Source organism: Hamadaea sp. NPDC050747 (genome assembly GCF_040654195.1).
In the GTDB taxonomy this organism is placed as follows: domain Bacteria; phylum Actinomycetota; class Actinomycetes; order Mycobacteriales; family Micromonosporaceae; genus Hamadaea.
Map to the genome: position 1 here is coordinate 25439 of NZ_JBFAHM010000025.1, position 20876 is coordinate 46314.

The following is a 20876-nucleotide window of genomic DNA, read 5'->3' on the forward strand; positions in this document are numbered from 1 at the left end:
GGCGACCGTGGAGCTGGACGAGTTCTGGGGCGTGATCGACGCCGCGCGATCCGATGTCGACGGCGAGATCGGCCAGGACGGCGAGGCGCTCGCGAAGGCGCTGACCGCGCGGCTCGGGAGCCTGCCGGCGGATGGGCGCACCGCGTTCGGGCAGATCTTCGCCCAGGTGAGCACGGCTGCGCTGCGCTGGGACCTGTACGCCGCCGCCTACCTGATCGGGGGCGGTTGTGATCTCGGCGGCTTCGAGGATTTCCGCTTCGGCCTGATCGCCACCGGCGAAGCCTGGTACGCCAAGGCGCTGGCCGATCCGGACGCGCTCGCCGGGCACCCCGTCGTGGCCGAGGCGGCCGACTGGGACGACGACAGCGCGATCTACGCCGAGCTGGTCGGGGACGCCGTGGCCGAGGCGTGCGGGGTCGAGCTGCGGAACCAGGGCGAGCCGGTCGGGGAGCGGCCCGAGGTCGACAACGACCTGATCATGCGCGCGCGACTGCCGCGGCTGGCCGCACTCTTCCTGGGCTGGCCGGCGAACGAGGGTTGCCGCTGCTGACCGCGCCGCACCGCGCCGCACCGCGCCGCACCGAACCGCGCCGCACCGCACCGCACCGCACCGCGCCCGCGCCGCACCGCGCCCGCACCGCACCGCGCCCGCACAGCACGCCGCCGCCGCCGGATCACGGTTCCGGGTCGAATCTTGGACCAAGATTCGACCGCGAACCCTGATCCAGCGGCAAAAACGGCGGCCCGTGGGAGACGACCCGGGAGCATGGGATCATAGAGGCGAGCTGCAGCCGCAGCCCCATCCCATCTGACGACGAAACGGACGATCCGTGCCTCCGACGCCCGGTGTGAACCAGCCCGGTACCACCGACCCCGGTGCCATCCGGAACTTCTGCATCATCGCACACATCGACCATGGCAAATCAACGCTGGCCGACCGGATGTTGCAGCTGACCGAGGTGGTCGACCCGCGCCAGATGCGGGCCCAGTACCTCGACCGCATGGACATCGAGCGGGAGCGCGGCATCACGATCAAGTCGCAGGCGGTCCGCATGCCGTGGACCGTGCGGGAGGGGGAGCGGACCGGCGAGACGGTCGTCCTCAACATGATCGACACCCCGGGGCACGTCGACTTCACCTACGAGGTCTCCCGCAGCCTGGCCGCCTGCGAGGGCGCGATCCTGCTGGTCGACGCCGCGCAGGGGATCGAGGCGCAGACGCTGGCCAACCTCTATCTGGCCATGGAGAACGACCTCACGATCATCCCGGTGCTGAACAAGATCGACCTGCCGGCGGCCCAGCCGGAGAAGTACGCCGAGGAGCTGGCGAACCTGGTCGGCTGCCTGCCCGACGAGGTCCTGAAGGTCTCGGGCAAGACCGGAGTCGGCGTACCGCATCTGCTGGACGAGATCGTGCGGCGGCTGCCGACGCCGATCGGCGACGCCGCCGCGCCCGCGCGGGCCATGATCTTCGACTCCGTCTACGACATCTACCGCGGTGTGGTGACCTACGTCCGGGTCGTCGACGGCCGCATCGAGGCGCGCGACCGGATCCGCATGATGTCCACCGGCGCGGTGCACGAGCTGCTGGAGCTGGGCGTCATCTCGCCGGAGCCGGTGAAGTCGGGTGCGCTCGGCGTGGGCGAGGTGGGTTACCTCATCACCGGCGTGAAGGACGTACGCCAGTCGCGAGTCGGTGACACGGTCACGATCAACGCCAAGCCGGCCAAGGAGTCGCTCGGCGGCTACAAAGACCCCAAGCCGATGGTGTACTCGGGGCTCTACCCGATCGACGGCTCGGACTACCCGGCGTTGCGTGAGGCGCTGGACAAGCTCAAGCTGAACGACGCCGCGCTGGTCTACGAGCCGGAGTCGTCGGCGGCGCTGGGCTTCGGCTTCCGCGTCGGCTTCCTCGGCCTGCTGCACCTGGAGATCATCCAGCAGCGGCTCGAGCGGGAGTTCGGCCTCGACCTCATCGCCACCGCACCCAACGTGGTCTACCGCGTGCTGCTGGAGGACGGCAAGGAGGTCGTCGTCACCAACCCCAGCGAGTACCCGGTGGGCAAGGTCGCCGAGGTCTTCGAGCCGGTCGCCCGGGTCACGGTCCTCGCGCCCAACGACTACGTCGGCGCGATCATGGAACTCTGCCAGGGTCGCCGCGGCACGCTGCAAGGCATGGACTACCTGTCCGCGGACCGCGTCGAGCTGCGCTACGTGCTGCCGCTCGGCGAGATCATCTTCGACTTCTTCGACCAGCTCAAGTCCAGGACCAAGGGGTACGCCAGCCTCGACTACGAGCCGTCCGGCGAGCAGTCGGCCGACCTGGTCAAGGTGGACATCCTGCTGCAGGGGGAGACGGTCGACGCCTTCTCCGCGATCGTCCACAAGGACAAGGCCTACACGTACGGCACGACCATCGCCGCGAAGCTGCGCGAACTGATTCCGCGGCAGCAGTTCGAGGTGCCGATCCAGGCGGCCATCGGCTCCCGGATCATCGCCCGCGAGACGATCCGCGCCATCCGCAAGGACGTGCTGGCCAAGTGCTACGGCGGTGACATCACCCGGAAGCGCAAGCTGCTGGAGAAGCAGAAGGAAGGCAAGAAGCGCATGAAGATGGTCGGCCGCGTCGAGGTGCCGCAGGAGGCCTTCATCGCCGCGCTGTCGACGTCGGACAGTGGTGACTCGTCCGGCAAGTCCGGGCGCAAGTGATGTTCTGCCCACGATGCGGGGCGGCCCTCCAAGCCGCCCCGCCGAGCACGTGTGGGCGTTGTGCGTACCAGCTGTATGTGAATGCGAGACCCACCGCGAGCCTGATCGTGCACGACGGCGCGGGGAGGTTCCTGGCCCTGAAACGGGCCCGCGACCCGCAGGCGGGGCTGTGGGAGACGCCCGGCGGGTTCTGCGACGGCTGGGAGGAGCCGGCGGAGGCCGCGATCCGCGAGGGCCGCGAGGAACTCGGTGTGGACGTCGTCCTGGGCGACTTCGTCGGGATGTACGTGGGGAGCTACCTGTTCCAGGACGAGCTGCTGCCGGTGCTGGACTGCTTCTGGCTGGCCCGGTTGCCCGGCGGCGAGATCACGCTGGACCCCGAGGAATCGTCGGAGCTGGCCTGGTTTTCGCTGGTGACACCACCTCCCATGGCGTTCGGCACGATGGACCGCGCGCTCACAGACGCCGTCCAGATCCTTTGTAGAAAAGATCAGTTCGCTGAGTAACGTCGGCGTCAACCCATCGTTACCCCAAGTGCAGTGTTTGCCGCTTTCGCCCGAATTGCCGGGGCTGAAGCGGACCTATGTGCACAAGGAGTGACAATGCAGATTAAGAAGGCCGGAGCTGTTGCCTTTGGCGCGCTCGCGACCGTCGCGGTGATCGGTGCTCCCGCCGCCGCTTCCGCCCACACCACCGAGGCCAAGGCGCAGTCGATGCGTGAGGTCGCCTCGCCCTTCCTCGGCGCTGCCCGTGACATGTGGCAGGCCCCGTGGGATGGCCCGCAGCAGTCCCTGGTCTCCGCCGGCACCGGTTCCGTCGCGAACGCCGCCGCGTGGCAGATCTGTGCGTCCAACGTCATGGCCGGCGTCGGCGGGGTCATCAACTCCAGCAGCCCGACCACCGTGCTCGACGGCTGCACCAACGCCAACATCTGGCTGAAGCAGGACACCGTTCCGCCGGTCATCGGCGCGCTGAACGACACGGCGATCGCCGCCGCGTCGTGGCAGTTCTGCGGCTCGAACGGCGTCGCGGGCGTCGGCGGCACGGTCGCGCTCCAGACCCCGGCGACCGTGCTGGGCGGCTGCGACAACTCGAACATCGTGATCAGCGGCCCCGACGGCAACTACACCGAGGCCGGCACGGTCGCCACCGCGCGTACCAAGCCGACCGCGCAGCAGAAGGCGGCCTTCAAGGCCGCCAAGCAGCAGGCCAAGCAGCAGCGCGTCGCGGCCAAGCGGCAGCAGCTCGCCGCCAAGCTGGCCGGTGTCGGCGGCGACCAGACCGACGTGGTCCGCGCCGCCTTCAGCGCCCGCAAGGACGCCCTGCTGAACAAGAAGATGCACGTCGTCCGGACGGCGGCGGCGTCGCCCAAGGCCGGCATGGGCTGGGGTGCGCCGTGGGACGTCGAGCCCCAGTCGCTGGCGACCGTCGGTGACGGCTCGGCGGTCCAGGCCGCCAGCTGGCAGGTCTGCGCCTCCAACGTCGTGGCCGGCGTCGGCGGCACCGTCGTCAGCAGCTCGCCCGACGCGGTCTTCGGCGACTGCCGCAACGCGACCGTGAAGATCACCCAGGACGACCCGACCTCGGTCATCTCCGTCCTGGACAACACCTCGATCAACGTGGCGCCGTGGCAGATCTGCGGCTCCAACTCGGTCGCGGGTGTCGGCGGCACCGTCGCCCTGCAGTCGAGCACCACGGTCTTCGGCGCCTGCCACAACGCCGACACGATCATCGACTGACGTCGGGTTCGGCGTACGCGGACAGTTCCCTGTGGGGCGGATCTTGAGGATCCGCCCCACTCCCATGTCCGGACTGGTACGCGGTAACGAGATCAGCTTCGGGTCGTTACCCAAAGTGCAGTGTTTGCAGCATTTAGAAGCATTTGTCCACTTTATTTGGACCAATCTCCAGTACGAGGAGTGACCATGCAGGTGAGAAAGGTGGGGGCGGTCGCCGTCGGCGCGCTCGCGACCGTGGCCGCGATCGGCGCACCCGCCGCCGCGGCGCCCGGCTTGGCGACGCAGCACGGCGACGCGTCCGTCACGACCGCCACCGCGACCACCGGTGCCGCGAAGGCGCTGGACAAGGTGGGCGAGCCGTTCTTCCAGCCGCTCATCACGATCGGCACGGGCTCCTCGATCAACGCGGCCGCGTGGCAGATCTGCGGCTCGAACGCGGTCGCCGGCCCCGGCGCGGTGGTCACCTCGGGTACGCCGCACACGCAGCTGGGCGACTGCACCAACGCCAACGTCCGGCTCAAGCAGGACACCGGGCCGGGCGTCATCTCCATTTTGGACGACACGTCGGTCAACGCCCTGCCGTGGCAGGTCTGCGGCTCCAACGTGGTGGCCGGCGTCGGCCTCCAGGCGGCGGTCAACTCCCCGGCGACCGTCGTAGGCGACTGCGACAACGCCAACACGCAGATCACCGACGGCAAGAACCTGGGCGGCCCGAACAGCCTCGTCTCCCTGCTGTCCGGCTCGGTCGTCAACGCGGCCGCCTGGCAGGTCTGCGGCTCCACCGCCGTCATGGGGCTGGGCGTCTCGGCCGGCTTCGACTCGCCGACCACCGTCACGGGCACCTGCCGCGACAGCAACAACAAGATCAGCGTACGCGAGCCGCAGGCGGACATTCCGCTGCTCAGCAACGTCGTGCTGGACGTCCTGCCGTTGCAGGTCTGCGAGCAGGACTCGCTGATCTCCCTCGTGGGCCTGTCGCCGGCGATCAACAGCCCGGCGAACGTGCTCGGCGGCTGCGTACCGCCGCACGCCATCTACGAGTAGGTCACCTAGACGCGAAACGGGGGCCCCGGCGGGGCCCCCGTTCTCATGTTCAGTTCGGTCAGCGCAGCCAGGGGATGGAGCGGTCGAGCAGCCCCCGCTCCTTCAGCTCCTTGCGCAGCGGGATCTCGTCGTCGATGTAACCGTCCCAGTTGATGCCCCAGTAGTTCGCCGAGTGCGGCGCCTCGCCGAGCAGCTGACGCTGCACGGGGGTGCGGTTGGCGTACCACTCGCCGTTGGGGTCGAAGTCGATCGCGTCCAGGTGGCGGATCCAGCGGTAGGTGTAGCCGACGAACAGCATCTTCCGCGTGATCGTGGAGAGGTTCGTCGACCGGGAGTGCCACTGGCGGCGGTCGAAGATGAACGCGTCACCGGGGTTCGCGGTGATCTCGACGGTGCCCTCGGGGTCGGGGTTGTGCACCGAGAGGTCGGCCGGGCGGGGCAGCGAGTTCACCAGGTGGCTGCCCGGGATCACCTTGGTCGCACCGCGCCCGGTCTCCGACAGGTCGGAGAGCACGTACGCGATCTTCAGCGAGAACATCGGCCGCGGCAGGTTGGGGTCCATCGTCTCCGGGTCGGAGTTCTGCCGGTAACCATCCTGGTGCCAGCCCCAGTAGGGCTTCTCCGGCTCCTTGGCCGGCGGGGTCACGTCGAGGTGGTTGTGGTGCGAGTAGATGTTCCAGCCGGCGAGGCCCCACATGTACGGAAGGACCTTGGGGTGCGTCAGCAGGTCGCCGAACAGCTCGTCCCGGTTGAGGAAGCCGAGCAGGTGAACGGTGCCGTCCTTGTGCCGGCCCGCCTCCAGCTCCTCGGCGTAGACCCGGTCGACCGCCGCTTCCAGGTCGGCCCGGTGCTCCTCGGTCAGCACGTTGCGCAGCAGCAGGAAGCCCTGCTCGTGGAACTCCTTGCGATCGACCTCGCTGATCGGCTCGTAGCCGGTGAGGCCATAGCCGTAGTCCTTCTTCGCCATGTCTCCCCTAGGGTGGTAAGCGGTCTGGGAGGGACCGGTCGGGACCGCTGCTCGGGCTCGGCCGGACACAAAGCGCGATGGTAACTCGCGTTCCTGGCGTTGTTCAGACCGAGATCGCCTCCTGCGCACAGTGCTTACGCTGCGCTAATTCGCCGTCACCGGCGGTTGATGAGGCTCGCGGTAAATGTCCGATGTGCTGGATTCGAGGCACGGCGGTGCCGTCTGCCGGGTTTCCCACGTGGTGGGACGCCGCACGGGCCGCTCAGAGCGCTGCGATCACGCGGGAGGCGTCGTTCACCGCGGCGGGCTTCCACTCGCCCGAGTCCGCGGTCCACACCCGGCCGGCGAAGGTCACGCTGGCCACGCGGTGATCGGCGGCTCGCGCCACCAGCCAGTGCGCGTATGCCCAGCCCTTGGTGGCGTCGGCCGCGCTGACGAGCACCGCCTTCGCCCCGTCGTCGGCGGTGGCCGAGATCGTGCCGTAATCGAGCTTCATCGCCTCGGCCAGCGACCCGATCGCGGCGGTGTCGGTCGCCTCGCCGTCGCCGTCGGGCAGCGTGCAGCGTACGGCGGCGGACACCTTCCCCAGGAGGGCGTTCGCGATCACCTCGGCCTCGTCGGCCCACTTCTGATATGCCTCCGGGTACGCCGACCGCTGCACCTTCTGGGCGGCCTCGGTGACCCGCATCTTCTGCCAGCCCTTGACCTTCAACAGGGCGGTGTAGAACTTCTTCGCGGCGTATCTCGGGTCGGCGATCTGGTCGGGCGTGCCCCAGCCCTGGCTGGGCCGCTGCTGGAAGAGGCCGATCGAGTCGCGGTCGCCGCCGTCGAGGTTCTCCAGCTTCGATTCCTGCAACGCGGTGGCCAGCGCGACGACGACCGCCCGATCGGGCACCTTCCGCCCGATGCCGACCGCGGTGATGGTCGCGGCGTTGCTCATCTGGGTCAGGTCCAGCCGGACCTCGGTCTCCGCGTCGGACACCTTGCAGCCGGCCGACTGCGGCAGACGGAAGGACGGCGAGCCGCCCTTGGCGACGAAGTAGAGCGCGAGCGCGCCCAGCACGGCGACGATCACCAGCCCCACCAGTGTCCCGCGTGCCGCCCTCGTCACGCCGACCACTCTAACCCCGAAACACCTCCCGCCAGCCTCCCTCTGGAGCGCTGGACTCAGTTGCGCTGGATCAGGGATACCGGTCGAATCTTGGCCCAAGATTCGACCCAGATCCCTGATCCAGCGCCCAGGGGAGCGCGCCGAAGGCGGGCATCGGGCGTCAGCGGAGCCAGGACGGGTCGCGCTTCTCCCGTGCGGCGGCCACGCCTTCGCGCCCCTCGGCGGAGCTGAAGTGCTTGACCGACAACGCGGTCAGCTGAGCCATTCCGATCGGGTGTTCCCGTAGCAGCCGCTTGGTCGCCCGCAGCGCGTCCGGGCCGCCCCGCAGCAGAGACTCGCGGAACGCCGCCGCCGCCGGTTCGAGGGCGTCGGCGGGCACGCTACGACTGACCAGGCCGATCTGCTCCGCGCGCGGGCCGTCGAAGACGTCACCGGTGAGGAACAGTTCCGACGCCGCCCGGGAGGTCAGCCGGGGCAGGACGACCGCCGAGATCACCGACGGGACCACGCCGAGGCGTACCTCGGTGAAGGCGAAGTGCGCGGTGTCGGCGCAGACCGTGACGTCAGCCGCCGCCATCAGGCCCAGCCCGCCCGCACGGGCCGGACCGGCGACCACCGCCAGCACCGGTTTCGGATGCCCGGCCAGCGCCTCCAGCACCTCGCCGAGGCGGGCGACCGGCAAACCGTCGCCGTCGCCGGCCTGGGTCTCCTTGAGATCGGCCCCCGAGCAGAACACCGGACCGGTGTGACGCAGCTCGACGAGGCGTACGCCGTCGTCGGCGGCGGCCGCGTCCAGGGCCGTCGTCATCTCCGCCAGCAGGGCGAGGGACAGCGCGTTGCGGTTGGCCGGGCTGTCGAGCGTGATGGTGGCCACCCCGCCGGAGTGCACCGCCTGAATCAGAGCCATGCCCGTCAGGTTAACGGTCGTTCAAGTCCAGCGCTGGGGCAGACTGGTACTCATGCCAGCCACGCTGCCCGACGGTGAGCCCGTCCCGACCTCCGGCGAGCTGCCCGCGACGGCGCTCGACGGCGTACGCGAGCGTGACTTCGGCGTCTACCTCCACGTCCCGTTCTGCGCTAGCCGCTGTGGTTACTGCGACTTCAACACGTACACCCCGACCGAGAGCGGGCTGGCGCAGGGCGACTACGTCAGCGCGGCGCTGGCCGAGATCGAGCTGGCGCGACGCGTACTGCCGGAGGCGGGGCCGGTTCGGACGGTCTTCGTCGGCGGCGGCACTCCGACGCTGCTTCCTCCAGACGACCTGGCCCGGCTCCTCGACGCCGTCGACCGGACCTGGGGCCTCGCGCCCGGAGCCGAAGTCACCACGGAGGCGAACCCCGAGTCCGTCGACCCGGCCTCATTGGCTCGGCTGCGGAAGGCCGGCTTCACCCGGATCTCCCTGGGCATGCAGTCGGCCGCCGCGCACGTGCTGCGGGTGCTGGATCGTCGCCACACGCCGGGCCGGGCCACCGCCGCGGCCACCGAGGCGCGCGAGGCGGGCTTCGAGCACGTCAACCTCGACCTCATCTACGGGACGCCCGGCGAGACCGCGGACGACTTCGAGGCTTCGCTGCAGGCCGCCGTCGCCGCCGGGGTCGACCACGTGAGCGCGTACTCCTTGATCGTGGAGGACGGGACGCGGCTGGCCGCACGGATCCGCCGGGGCGAGGTGCCGATGCCCAGTGACGACGTGGCCGCAGACCGCTACCTGGCCGCGGAGAACGCGTTGAGCGGAGCCGGCCTGGGCTGGTACGAGGTCTCGAACTGGGCGGCCTCGGCGGCGGCCCGCTGCGCGCACAACCTGCTCTACTGGACCGGCGGCGACTGGTGGGGGGTCGGGCCGGGCGCGCACTCACACGTCGGCGGAGTCCGGTGGTGGAACGTCAAACGCCCGGCGCACTACGCCAAGCTGCTCGCGGACGGTCAATCGCCCGGGGCCGGCCGGGAGCTGCTGAGCGACGCCGACAAGTACGTCGAGGACGTGATGCTGCGGCTTCGACTGCGCGACGGCTATCCGCTCGCCGAGCTGAGAGACGACGGTCCGGCGGCAGCCGAGCGCGCGCGGGCCGATGGTCTGCTCGACGATGTCGAATATGCCGACGGCCGCGCGATGTTGACCCTGCGCGGCCGTCTCCTGGCGGATGCGGTCATCCGCGAGCTGCTTACTTGATCAGCTCGATGGTGGCCGGGTACTTGTACAGCTGGCCCTCGTTCGCCTTGAGCCCGGCGATGATCGCGATCACAAACGGGAAGACCGGGACGAGGAACAGCACCAGCGGCAGGATCAGCCAGCCGAGGCACGTCGCGATGATGTACGACACGAAGCTGATGATGTTCCAGAGGATCTGGAAGTTCAGCGCCGCGACCGAGTGCGCGCGTACGGTCGGCGACTCGTTGCCCTTGACCAGGAACACGACCAGCGGCGCGATGAAGCCCGTGATGGCGCCACCGAAATGGGCGACGAGCGCCCACGTCTTTTCGTCGGAGTTCGCATAGCCGACCGGCGCGACCTGACCGGCGACCGGCGGAGGCGGCGTGGAGCCCGTCACCGGGGGAGGCGGCGGCGCGTCGTATTGAGGGGCAGCCGGCGGCTCGGGGTCCGGCGTCCCCGGAGGGGTGGGGGTTTCACTCATGCGCGACACGGTAAGCCCACAGATCAATATCCGCCAGAGCTCGCATTCGACTGGTTGGCGACACTAAGGCGGCCAAATGTCCAGTGAATCGTCGCCGGTAGACGGGCGGCCGGGCGATTTCGGCGGCTTCGTCACCCATGACGACCAAGGGGCGATACCGCAGCCCGCCGAGCGAGACGAACGCCCGGTAAACTGGCACTCGCGGCGTACGAGTGCCAGAATCGAGCCGCGGCCCGACCCTCTCCAGGGCCGGGGGCCCGACCGCGAAGGGCAGGGAGGTGCGCCGGTGGGACTCGACGATCGCAAGCTCGACGTACTGCGCGCCATCATCGAGGACTACGTGTCGACCCAGGAACCGGTCGGCAGCAAGTCTTTGGTGGAACGGCACTCGCTAGGCGTCTCCCCGGCGACCGTCCGCAACGACATGGCCGTCCTCGAGGAGGAGGGCTACATCCGGCAGCCGCACACCAGCGCCGGTCGTGTCCCGACCGACGCCGGCTATCGCCTCTTCGTCGACCGGCTGTCGAAGATCAAGCCGCTCTCGCCGGCCGAGCGCCGGGCGATCGAGCGCTTTCTGCTGGGCGCGGTGGACCTCGACGACGTCGTGCACCGCACCGTACGCCTCCTGGCGCAGCTGACCCGGCAGGTCGCCGTGGTGCAGTATCCGTCGCTGTCCCGGTCCAAGGTCCGGCACCTGGAGCTGGTCCCGTTGTCGACCACCCGGATGATGTTGGTGATGATCACCGACACCGGCCGGGTCGAGCAGCGCCAAGTCGACATCCCGGGCACGCTGCCGGCCGAGGACGTGCTGGAGCTGCGCCGGATCATCAATGCCAAGCTCGGCGGTCAGCCGCTGACCCAGACACCGCCCCTGGTCCAGACGCTGGTCGAGGAGGTCTCCGACGACCTGCGCCCGGCCATGACCACGCTGGCCAGCATCCTGCTGGAGACCCTGGTCGAGCGGCACGAGGAGCGGATCGCGCTGGCCGGCACGGCCAACTTGACCCGCGCGAGCATGCTGGACTTCGCCGGTTCGATCCGGCCGGTGCTCGAGGCGCTGGAGGAGGAGGTCATCCTCCTCAAGCTGATCGGCGAGCAGTCCGGGTCGACCCGGGTCAGCATCGGTGACGAGAACGAATACGCCGATCTGCGCGCGACCTCCATCGTGAGCACCGGATACGGACCGGGCGGGCAGATCGTCGGCGGGATGGGCGTGCTCGGCCCGACCCGGATGGACTACCCCGGCACGATCGCCACCGTCCGGGCCGTGGCCCGGTATGTGGGCGACCTACTCGCACAGAACTGAAGAGGATCACGTGGCCAAGGACTACTACGGCATCCTGGGTGTGCACAAGGACGCCACCGCGGACGACATCAAGCGGGCTTATCGCAAGCTGGCGCGGCAATACCACCCTGATGTCAACCCGGACCCCGAGGCGCAGGACCGCTTCAAGGAGATCAACGCCGCGTACGAGGTCCTGTCCGACGACCACAAGCGACAGATCGTCGACCTCGGCGGCGACCCGCTCGCGCCCGGTGGCGGCGGCATGGGCGGCGGTCCCGGCGCCGGCGGCCCGTTCGTCGGGTTCCAGGACATCATGGACGCGTTCTTCGGCGGCGCGAGCGCGCGTGGGCCGCGGCCACGCGTACGGCCGGGGGCGGACGCCATCATCCGGCTCGACCTCGAACTGCAGGAGACCGCCTTCGGCGTCGAGGCTCCGCTGACCGTCGACACCGCGGTGCTCTGCTCGACCTGTTCGGGCGCCGGCACGGCGGCCGGCACCCATCCCGTGACGTGCGACATCTGTCACGGCAAGGGCGAGGTCCAGTCGGTTCAGCGCACCTTCCTCGGCCAGGTCGTCTCGACCCGCCCGTGCGCGGCCTGCCAGGGCTTCGGCACGACCATCCCGCACCCGTGCGCCACCTGCGGCGGCGAGGGCCGGGTGCGTACGCGGCGGACGCTGACCGTGAAGATCCCGGCCGGGGTCGAGGACGGCATGCGCATCCGGCTGGCCCAGCAGGGCGAGGTCGGCCCCGGCGGCGGCCAGCCCGGCGACCTCTACGTCGAGATCCACGAGCGCCCGCACGACGTCTTCGCCCGCAAGGGCAACGACCTGCACTGCAAGGTGACGGTGCCGATGACGGCGGCGGCCTTGGGGACCCGGCTCACCATAAAGACGCTGGACACCGAGGAGCAGGTCGACGTCAAGGCCGGCACCCAGGCCGGGGCCACGGTCCGGATCAAGGGCCGGGGCGTGCCGCACCTGCGGGGCAGCGCTCGCGGTGACCTGTTCGTGCACTTGGACGTGCGTACTCCGACGAAGATCACGCCCGAGCAGGAGCGCATGCTCCGGGAGTTCGCCAAGTCCCGCGGCGAGGAGATGGCGGAGCTGGCGAAGCAGACCGGCGGGTTCTTCAGCTCGCTGCGCAACGCGTTCAACGGTCACTGACCGCCGTGAGCAGGCCGCTGTTCCTGGTCGACGCGCTGCCCGCGATCGGGCAGTTCGTCCTGGAAGGTGCGGAAGGACGGCACGCCGCCGATGTGCAGCGGCTCCGGCCGGGGGAGGAGTTGCTGCTCGGCGACGGGCTGGGCGGCCTCGCCCCGGCTACGGTGGTCTCGGCCGCCAAGGGCTCCCTGCTGCTCGACGTGGGTCAGGCCGCGCTCACCGATGCGCCACAACCGCGTCTGATCGTCGCGCAGGGCCTGGCCAAGGGCGATCGGGGCGAACTGGCCGTGCAGGCGATGACCGAGGTCGGCGTGGACGAGATCCTGCCCTGGGCGGCCGCACGCAGCGTCACCCAGTGGCGCGGCGATCGTGGCGCCAAGTCCCGCGACAAGTGGGCGGCCACCGCCCGCGAAGCGGCCAAACAGGCCCGCCGCGCGTGGGTCCCGGCCGTGGGCGGCGCACCCGACGTTTCCACCAAGCAACTCGCCGCGCGGATCAGCAGACTGCACTCCTGGCGGCTCACGCAAGCGTTCCCCGGCTCCGGGTCCGCGTTCGTCCTGCACGAGGAGGCAGGTGTACGCCTGGCGGCCGTCGACCTGCCGGACAATGGTGACCTGATCCTGGTCGTCGGGCCGGAAGGCGGCGTGGCCCCGGACGAATTGGCCACGTTCACGGAGGCCGGTGCGGTGCCGGTGCGGTTGGGCGACAACGTGCTGCGTACGTCGACGGCCGGGGTGGCGGCGATCAGCCTGCTGAACACCCGGCTCGGCCGGTGGTGAGACTGCAACTGCAAACGGTTGCAAACCTCGACGACCTAGTCGGATAAGTCGGCTTGACAGGCCACTTCGGCGGCGATCAAGCTATTCGATACATCTGCATGTGCAGAATTATTGGTGGGTCCGGTCGGCTTTCGTAACGTGCTCGGCATGCGTACGACACGTCTGGTGCTCGCCGTCTCGCTCGTCGCCCTCGGGCTGACCGCCGGGCCGGCCCCCGCCACCGCCCAGGGTCCCCAGGCCGGCCCCGGCCGTGACGCCTTGCCCGCCGACGACGGATGGGCGTCGGCGACGACGGGGACGACCGGTGGGGGAGCGGCCGACGCCGCGCACACCTTCGTCGTACGCGACCGAGCCGGGCTGATCGCCGCGCTCGGCGACGGCACCGACACCGCGCCCCGGATGGTCTACGTGGCAGGCAAGGTCGACGGCGACGCCGCCCCGGACAACTGCGCGAAGTACGCCGACCCCGGCTACACACGGGAGGCGTACCTCGCGGCGTACGACCCGGCGGTGTGGGGCCGGACGACGAAGCCGAGTGGCCCGCTCGAGACCGCTCGCGCGGCCTCCCAGGCGAGGCAGTCCGCCGACACGAAGATCCGGGTCTACGGCAACACCACGATCTACGGCCTCGGTGGCGGCGCTCGCCTGTCCGGGATGAACCTGATGCTCAGCGCGGCCGACAACGTGGTGATCCGCAACCTCGACATCGAGGCCCCCGTCGACTGCTTCCCGAGCTGGGACCCGACCGACGGCGCCGAGGGCAACTGGAACTCCGAGTACGACGCGATCACGCTGACCTACGCGTCGACGCACGTCTGGATCGACCACAACACCTTCAGCGACGGCCGCTATCCCGACTCCACCCAGCCGCTCTACTTCGGACGGCCCTATCAATGGCACGACGGCCTCGTCGACCTGATCCGGGGCAGCGACTTCGTGACGATGTCGTGGAACGTCTTCGCCGACCACGACAAGACCCACCTCATCGGCAACACCGACAAGACCACCAACGGCGACGAGGGCAAGCTGCACGTCACCATTCACCACAACATCTATCGCAACTCCGGCCAGCGGGTGCCACGCGTACGCTTCGGCCAGGTCGACGTCTACGACAACCTGTATCAGGTCACCGATCCCGACGCGTACTCCTACAGCTGGGGCGTCGGCGTCAACTCGGCCATCGTCGCCCAGCACAACGCCTTCGAACTGGCCGACGGCGTCGACCCCGCGAAGATCATCAAGTACTGGAAGGGCACCGCGATAACGGCGTCGGACAACCTCGTGAACGGCGCTGTCGTGGATCTGCTTTCGGCGTACAACTCGGCGAATGTAGAGCAGCTCGGCGCCGACGCCGGCTGGACCCCGACCCTGCGCGCCACCGTGCACGCGCCCGCCCAGCTGGCGCGAGTGTTGCGCGACCTGGCGGGGGCGGGTCGCGCGGGCCGTGAGGAGACCATCACGGTCGACCCGGCCGGCGAGTTCCCGACCGTGCAGTCCGCGGTGGACGCCGCACCCACCGGCAGCCCTGCTCGCGTCACCATCCGGGTCCGTCCCGGCGTGTATCGCGGCACCGTCACGGTGCCCACGGACAAGCCGAACCTCGCGATCGTCGGCACGACCGGCCGGGCCGCCGACGTGGTGATCGTCGAGAACCACTGCAACGGCTGCCTCAAGCCGGACGGCACGACCTACGGCACCACCGGAAGCGCGACGGTCACCTTGAAGGGCAGCGACTTCATCGCGCGGGACGTCACGTTCGCCAACGACTTCGACGAGGCCGGGCATCCGGAGATCAGCGGCAAGCAGGCGGTCGCGGTGAAGACGACCGGCGACCGGATCCTGTTCGACAACGTGCGGTTCCTCGGCAACCAGGACACGCTCTACGTCGACACCGCCGTCGTCACCGCGACCGCCCGGGTCTACGTTCGCAACTCCTACGTGGAGGGCGACGTCGACTTCATCTTCGGCCGCGCCACCGCCGTCTTCGACCACGTACGCATCCATGGCCTCGACCGCGGGCTGAACCCGGCCGGCTACTTCACCGCGGCGAGCACACAGCTCTTCAACCCGCACGGCTTCCTGATCATCCACTCGACGCTGACCAGCGACGCCCCGGCGCAGAGCTACTACCTCGGCCGCCCCTGGCACCCGAGCAACGACCCGAACGCCCAGGCCCAGGTCGTCATCCGCGACAGCAGCCTGCCCGCCGCGATCAAGAGCGCACCGTGGACCGACATGTCCGGATTCTCCTGGCGCGACGCCCGGTTCGGCGAATACGCCAACACCGGACCCGGCGCGCTGCCGCCCGGGTCCCCGGACGCCGACCGGCCGCAGGTGACCGACCCGGCGTCGTTCACCATCCCCGCCTACCTGGCCGACTGGACCCCCTCCCCCTGCTGACCCACCCCGACTCCCTCCCTTCCCGCGCGATCATGAACTAACGGGCGTGATCGACCGGCCTGTCGTGTCCGTAGCTGCCTGATCGATTCCCTGAGCAGGTGATCGACTCGTGGGTCGTATATTGCTGAACGTGACCGATTGCCTGTTCTGCCGGATCGTGGCGGGCGAGATCCCCGCGACCGTGGTGTACGAGACCGACGCCGTGCTCGCCTTCCGCGACATCCGGCCGAAGGCCCCCGTCCACGTCCTGGTGATCACGAAGCAGCACTTCGACGACGTCCTGGCGCTGGCGTCCGATCCCGCCGCCGCGAGCGCGCTGCTCGCCGCGGTCGCGGAGGTGGCGCGGGCGGAGGGTGTCGTCGAGCCCGGTTTCCGGACGATCTTCAACACCGGGCCGGACAGCGGCATGGAGGTGCCGCACGTGCACGCCCACGTGCTGGCCGGGCGTCCGCTGGGTGCGCTCGCGGGCTGATCCACCCCGCTCGAACGGGCGTACGGGGAATGTGGCGGCGGCCGGCGACGTTTTCCTCCAGATCAGGGCGGGAATTCCGGTGGCGACGCCCGGTACCATGGAGTCCACCGGACGCCGGAGTGCCCGGGAAGTGCGCCGGGAGCCGGCAGGGAGCAGGGAGAGCAGGTGCGAGAAGGCCGTAGCGCCAGCCCATGACAGAGACCATTTCGAGCAACCAGCAGACCCCCGAGCGGGTGCAGACGAAGTTGACCGTGACTGACCCGCACGCGATGGTCAAGCTCTTGGGCGCGGGCGACGGCATCCTCCGGCTTCTGGAGAAGTCCCTCGTCAGTGACGTCCTCGTGCGCGGAAACGAGATCACCATCTCCGGCCCGGCGGCCGAGAACGCGTTGGCCGAGCGGGTGTTCACCGAACTCCTGGAACTGATCGAGAAGGGCGAGACGCTGACCGAAGACGTGGTCCGTCGCAGCATCGGCATGCTCACCTCCGGTGAGGCCGAGCGTCCGGCGGAGGTGCTGACGCTCAACATCCTGTCCCGGCGCGGCCGGACGATCCGGCCGAAGACCGTCGGTCAGAAGCGCTACGTCGACGCCATCGACGAGCACACCATCGTGTTCGGCATCGGCCCGGCGGGTACCGGCAAGACCTACCTGGCCATGGCCAAGGCGGTCCAGGCGCTCCAGGCCAAGGAGATCACCCGGATCATCCTGACCCGGCCGGCGGTCGAGGCGGGTGAGCGACTGGGCTTCCTGCCCGGCACGCTCAACGAGAAGATCGACCCCTACCTGCGGCCGCTCTACGACGCGCTGCACGACATGATCGACCCCGAGTCCATCCCGCGGCTGATGACCCAGGGCACGATCGAGGTCGCGCCGCTGGCGTACATGCGGGGCCGGACGCTCAACGACGCCTTCATCATCCTCGACGAGGCCCAGAACACCACGCCCGAGCAGATGAAGATGTTCCTGACCCGGCTCGGCTTCGGCTCGAAGGTCGTCGTCACCGGTGACGTCACGCAGGTCGACCTGCCCGGCGGCACGAGCAGCGGCCTGCGGGTCGTCCAGGACATCCTGGAAGGCCTCGACGACGTCCACTTCTCCAAGCTGACCAGCGCCGACGTCGTCCGCCACCGGCTGGTGGGCGAGATCGTCGACGCGTACGCCAAGTGGGACGCCGAGCAGAACGCCACCCAGATGCCGCACAACCTGCAGCCGCGGCGGGCCGGCCGCCGGCGCTGAACCTGCCCCGGTGGTCCGGCGAAAGCCGGGCCGCCGGGAACGAGGTCGGCCCGATGAAGGAAAATGACGCCATGTCCATCGAGATCGCCAACGAGTCCGGCTTCGAGGTCGACGCCGACGAGATCGTCGCCGTCGCCCGGCACGCCCTCGACGAGATGGGCGTGAACCCGCTCGCCGAGCTGTCCGTGCTGCTGGTCGACGTCGACTACATGACCGAGCTGAACCACCGCTGGATGGGCGGCGACGGCCCGACCGACGTCCTGGCGTTCCCGATGGACGAGGAGACGATCGACCACGGTCCGGCCGAGGGACGGGCCGAGCCCGCGCTGCTCGGCGACATCGTGCTCTGCCCCGAGGTGGCCAGCCGTCAGGCGGCCCAGTTCGGCTCCGACGACCCGCGGATGCGCCAGCCCGACGCGCCCGCCCCGACGCCGTCGCCCGACTACACCATGGCCAACGAGCTGCAGATGTTGACCGTCCACGGCGTACTGCACCTGCTCGGCTTCGACCACGCCGAGCCTGAGGAGGAGCGCGAGATGTTCGGCCTGCAGGCCAAGCTGCTCAACAGTTGGCGGGGGCGCGGCCGCTGATGTCCGACGGTCCGTTGATCTGGACGGCGGCAGCGCTCGTTGTCGTCGCCGGGTTGGTGGCCATGACGGAGGCCGCGCTCGGCGTGGTGTCTCCGGCCCGCGCCGGTGAGATGGCCAAGGAGGGTCAGCGGGGCGCCGCGACTCTCCAAGTCATCGCCGGCGACGTGGTACGCCACCTCAACCTGTTGCTGCTTCTGCGGATGGCGTGCGAACTCGTCGCCACCGTCATGGTCACCCTCGTCGCCGTGGACGCCTTCGGCACGGCTTGGGGCGCCACCTTCACCGCCGCCGTGATGACGGTGATCCTGTTCGTCGTCATCGGCGTCGCGCCGCGCACGATCGGCCGCCAGCACGCGTACCGGGTCGGGCGGTATGCCGCGCCCATCGTGTTCTGGCTCAGCCGGGTCCTCGGCCCGCTGACCCGCCTGCTGATCGTCCTGGGCAACGTGCTCACGCCCGGCAAGGGCTTCCGCGAGGGACCCTTCGCCACCCAGGTCGAGCTGCGGGAACTCGTCGACCTCGCGGAGCAGCGGGGCGTCGTCGAGCACGGCGAACGTCAGATGATCCACTCCGTCTTCGCCCTCGGCGAGACCATCGCCCGCGAGGTCATGGTGCCCCGGACCGAGATGGTCTGGATCGAGAGCGGCAAGACCCTGCGCCAGGCGCTGCAGCTCGCGCTGCGTTCCGGCTTCTCGCGTATCCCGGTCGTCGGCGAGTCCATCGACGACGTGCTCGGCGTCGTCTACCTCAAGGACCTGGCCCGCGCCCTGACCGGCGGATACGACGAAGGCACCACGGTCGGCCGGGTCATGCGGGAGGCGGTCTTCACGCCCGAGTCCAAGCCGATCGACGACCTGCTCGCCGAGATGCAGGCCGCCCGGACGCACATGGCCGTCGTCATCGACGAATACGGCGGCACCGCCGGCCTCATCGCGATCGAGGACATCCTGGAGGAGATCGTCGGCGAGATCACCGACGAGTACGACGTGGAGCGTCCGCCGATCGAACACCTCCCCGACGGCGCGGTCCGCGTATCGGCGCGGCTGCCGGTCGAGGACCTCGGCGAGATCTTCGACGTGGAACTTCCGGCCAACGAGGTGGAGACGGTCGCCGGCCTGCTGGCCCAGGCCCTCGGCCGAGTGCCGATCCCCGGCGCGAGCGCCGAGGTCGGCGGCCTCACCCTCACCGCGGAGGGCGCGACCGGCCGGCGCAACCGCATCGACACCGTGCTGGTCACGCCGCAGAAGGAGCTGCAGGATGCCTGACACCCCCGCCCTCGCGCCCGCGCCCGCCGAACTCACGGCCGAGGACGCGAAGCTGGTCACCCTCGCCCGGTCGGCGCGGGCTCGCGTCGCCGCTCTGGAAGGGGCGGCGGTACGCGATCAGGACGGCCGGACCTACACCGGAGTGACGGTCGCCCTGCCCTCGTTCGGCCTGGGCGCCCTGCAACTGGCCGTGGCCGCCGCCGTGGCCGCGGGAGCCGCCACGCTGGAGGCGGCGGCCCTGGTGACCGAGGCGAGCACGCTCGACGCGCAGAACGCGGCCGCCGTACGCGACCTGTCGGGCTCCGCCCCCGTCTACCTCGCCGACGCGACCGGCAAGGCGTTCGCCGTCCTGTCGGAGTGAGTGGTCGGTGCCCGGCCCGAGTCGGTGGGCCGGGCGGTCAGGCGCCGGCTCGGCATCGTTCGGCGAAGAGGGCACGGTTGCGCTCGTCCACGTGTACGAGTTCGTCCGCCATCCGCTGCTGCGTGGCCGGATCCAAGGCTCGAAGATAGACGTGGCCTTCCTCGAAAAGGCAGCCGCGCTGGACTTTGGCCCAGTGCGATCCCTTGCCGAAGTGCACCCGTTCGCAGCCGGCGGCCGCGGCCCGCCGCACCGATTCGACGTAAACGAGATTGCCGTAGAGCCGGGTCCACTCCTCGACCTGGGGATCCCGCCCGTAGCGCAGCATGTGCATGACGCCGTGCCCGAGGACGGCCGCCGCGAAGCCGACGATCGAGTCGTTCCGGCGGGCCAGCATCATCCGCTGCGGACCGACCAGGCGGCGGAACGCCTGGAAGGACTCCGGGGTGAACTCCGGCTCACCGCGTCGGTACTTCGTCATCAGGTGAGCGTGCAGTTCGGCGAGGCGCTCGGCGTACTCGTCGTAGTCGGCCACGTCCTCGATCTGGATGCCACTGCGGGCGAGCCGGTTGGCGTCTTTGCGGAAATGCTTGCGTGGTCCGGGGGGAAGGCTCGCGAGGAACTCCTCCATGGTGGACCCGGCGATGGGAAGGAAGAAGTCGCCCTCGTAGAAGGCGGACGCGAAGCCGGACTCGATCAGTGCGTCGCGGGTGGGCCGATCAGACCCGAGCACGAAGGAATACACCACCGCGGTCAGGCCCTCGGCTCGCGCCCAGTCCACGATCTGCTCGCTCATCCGGGCGCGGGACTCGGCGTCGCGCCCGAAGATCCGCGAACGCAGCCGCAGCGGAACGTTGACCACCAGGTGCGGGCCGACGGGGGATGCCGTCGGCCCGAGGAATTCGTCCAGACGGAAGGTGAGGGGGATGGGTGACTGGTAGACGTAACCGACCGTGAAGGCGGACAGTCCGTCGGCGTCTCGTTCGTAGAAGTACACGGTGCGTGCGCGTGCGCCGTGCGAAGCTTCGACGAAGGTGAGGAAACCCGCGCTGTAGAGACAATCGCCCAGGCTCTCCAACTCCTCCTGGGAGAAGTCTCGGACCGTCTCAGTGACCTTCACTCCG

The 20876-nt window shown here is 69.7% G+C and carries 20 protein-coding genes; 15 read left to right on the forward strand and 5 right to left on the reverse strand.

The window, feature by feature from the left end; all coding sequences use genetic code 11:
- Window positions 1-7: 7 nt before the first annotated feature.
- From AB0H43_RS37825 to AB0H43_RS37845, 5 genes are all read left to right on the forward strand, one after another.
- A complete protein-coding gene (locus AB0H43_RS37825) occupies window positions 8-550 on the forward strand; it encodes a DUF4240 domain-containing protein (RefSeq protein ID WP_360008170.1) in 543 nt (180 codons plus the stop codon).
- A gap of 280 nt (window positions 551-830) precedes the next feature.
- Window positions 831-2708 (forward strand): translation elongation factor 4, encoded by a 1878-nt coding sequence (gene lepA / locus AB0H43_RS37830; RefSeq protein WP_360008173.1) that lies wholly within the window; start codon window positions 831-833, stop codon window positions 2706-2708.
- A 77-nt stretch (window positions 2709-2785) separates the two neighbouring features.
- Window positions 2786-3214: an NUDIX hydrolase gene (locus AB0H43_RS37835; protein WP_360008176.1), complete on the forward strand. Its 429-nt coding sequence runs from the start codon at window positions 2786-2788 to the stop codon at window positions 3212-3214.
- A 96-nt stretch (window positions 3215-3310) separates the two neighbouring features.
- The gene (locus tag AB0H43_RS37840; RefSeq protein WP_360008179.1) at window positions 3311-4447 is read left to right on the forward strand and encodes a hypothetical protein; all 1137 of its coding nucleotides are present in this window, start codon (window positions 3311-3313) and stop codon (window positions 4445-4447) included.
- A 186-nt stretch (window positions 4448-4633) separates the two neighbouring features.
- Window positions 4634-5491 carry a hypothetical protein gene (locus AB0H43_RS37845; RefSeq protein ID WP_360008181.1) on the forward strand — a complete coding sequence of 286 codons (858 nt, stop codon included), beginning with the start codon at window positions 4634-4636 and terminating at the stop codon, window positions 5489-5491.
- A gap of 58 nt (window positions 5492-5549) precedes the next feature.
- On the opposite strand, the gene AB0H43_RS37850 is transcribed toward AB0H43_RS37845, so the two are convergent.
- The 3 genes from AB0H43_RS37850 to AB0H43_RS37860 form a co-directional block, all read right to left on the reverse strand.
- On the reverse strand, window positions 5550-6458 hold the full coding sequence (locus AB0H43_RS37850) for a phytanoyl-CoA dioxygenase family protein (RefSeq protein WP_360008183.1): 909 nt from the start codon (window positions 6456-6458) through the stop codon (window positions 5550-5552).
- A gap of 262 nt (window positions 6459-6720) precedes the next feature.
- Window positions 6721-7569, reverse strand: a complete 849-nt coding sequence (locus AB0H43_RS37855; protein WP_360008186.1) for a hypothetical protein — start codon at window positions 7567-7569, stop codon at window positions 6721-6723.
- A gap of 160 nt (window positions 7570-7729) precedes the next feature.
- Entirely contained in the window at window positions 7730-8476 is a 747-nt protein-coding gene (locus AB0H43_RS37860) for an enoyl-CoA hydratase-related protein (RefSeq protein ID WP_360008192.1), read from the reverse strand.
- 52 nt (window positions 8477-8528) lie between these two features.
- Here AB0H43_RS37860 and hemW point away from each other — a divergent pair, with 52 nt between their 5' ends.
- On the forward strand, window positions 8529-9740 hold the full coding sequence (gene hemW / locus AB0H43_RS37865) for a radical SAM family heme chaperone HemW (RefSeq protein WP_360008195.1): 1212 nt from the start codon (window positions 8529-8531) through the stop codon (window positions 9738-9740).
- Here hemW and AB0H43_RS37870 read toward each other — a convergent pair.
- The gene (locus AB0H43_RS37870; protein WP_360008198.1) at window positions 9733-10203 is read right to left on the reverse strand and encodes a DUF4870 domain-containing protein; all 471 of its coding nucleotides are present in this window, start codon (window positions 10201-10203) and stop codon (window positions 9733-9735) included. The two genes, hemW and AB0H43_RS37870, sit on opposite strands and share 8 nt — an antisense overlap.
- Window positions 10204-10489: 286 nt before the next feature.
- On the opposite strand from AB0H43_RS37870, the gene hrcA reads away from it, so the two are divergent.
- The 9 genes from hrcA to AB0H43_RS37915 all read left to right on the forward strand — a co-directional run bounded on the left by hrcA (window position 10490) and on the right by AB0H43_RS37915 (window position 19755).
- A complete protein-coding gene (hrcA, locus tag AB0H43_RS37875; RefSeq protein ID WP_360008201.1) occupies window positions 10490-11509 on the forward strand; it encodes a heat-inducible transcriptional repressor HrcA in 1020 nt (339 codons plus the stop codon).
- Between the two features lie 10 nt (window positions 11510-11519).
- A complete protein-coding gene (gene dnaJ, locus AB0H43_RS37880) occupies window positions 11520-12653 on the forward strand; it encodes a molecular chaperone DnaJ (protein WP_360008204.1) in 1134 nt (377 codons plus the stop codon).
- A 5-nt stretch (window positions 12654-12658) separates the two neighbouring features.
- Entirely contained in the window at window positions 12659-13429 is a 771-nt protein-coding gene (locus tag AB0H43_RS37885; RefSeq protein WP_360008207.1) for a 16S rRNA (uracil(1498)-N(3))-methyltransferase, read from the forward strand.
- Between the two features lie 147 nt (window positions 13430-13576).
- Window positions 13577-15829: a pectinesterase family protein gene (locus AB0H43_RS37890; protein ID WP_360008210.1), complete on the forward strand. Its 2253-nt coding sequence runs from the start codon at window positions 13577-13579 to the stop codon at window positions 15827-15829.
- A 124-nt stretch (window positions 15830-15953) separates the two neighbouring features.
- Complete coding sequence (locus AB0H43_RS37895; RefSeq protein WP_360008306.1) at window positions 15954-16301, forward strand: HIT domain-containing protein; 348 nt, start codon at window positions 15954-15956, stop codon at window positions 16299-16301.
- A 191-nt stretch (window positions 16302-16492) separates the two neighbouring features.
- Window positions 16493-17539 (forward strand): PhoH family protein, encoded by a 1047-nt coding sequence (locus AB0H43_RS37900; RefSeq protein ID WP_360008212.1) that lies wholly within the window; start codon window positions 16493-16495, stop codon window positions 17537-17539.
- Between the two features lie 71 nt (window positions 17540-17610).
- Window positions 17611-18129: an rRNA maturation RNase YbeY gene (gene ybeY, locus AB0H43_RS37905; RefSeq protein ID WP_360008215.1), complete on the forward strand. Its 519-nt coding sequence runs from the start codon at window positions 17611-17613 to the stop codon at window positions 18127-18129.
- Window positions 18129-19394: a hemolysin family protein gene (locus AB0H43_RS37910; protein ID WP_360008217.1), complete on the forward strand. Its 1266-nt coding sequence runs from the start codon at window positions 18129-18131 to the stop codon at window positions 19392-19394. The genes ybeY and AB0H43_RS37910 overlap by 1 nt, the downstream gene beginning before the upstream one ends.
- Window positions 19387-19755, forward strand: a complete 369-nt coding sequence (locus AB0H43_RS37915; RefSeq protein WP_360008220.1) for a cytidine deaminase — start codon at window positions 19387-19389, stop codon at window positions 19753-19755. Before AB0H43_RS37910 ends, AB0H43_RS37915 begins: the two co-directional genes overlap by 8 nt.
- A gap of 37 nt (window positions 19756-19792) precedes the next feature.
- On the opposite strand, the gene AB0H43_RS37920 is transcribed toward AB0H43_RS37915, so the two are convergent.
- On the reverse strand, window positions 19793-20872 hold the full coding sequence (locus AB0H43_RS37920; RefSeq protein ID WP_360008222.1) for a GNAT family N-acetyltransferase: 1080 nt from the start codon (window positions 20870-20872) through the stop codon (window positions 19793-19795).
- Window positions 20873-20876 lie beyond the last annotated feature (4 nt).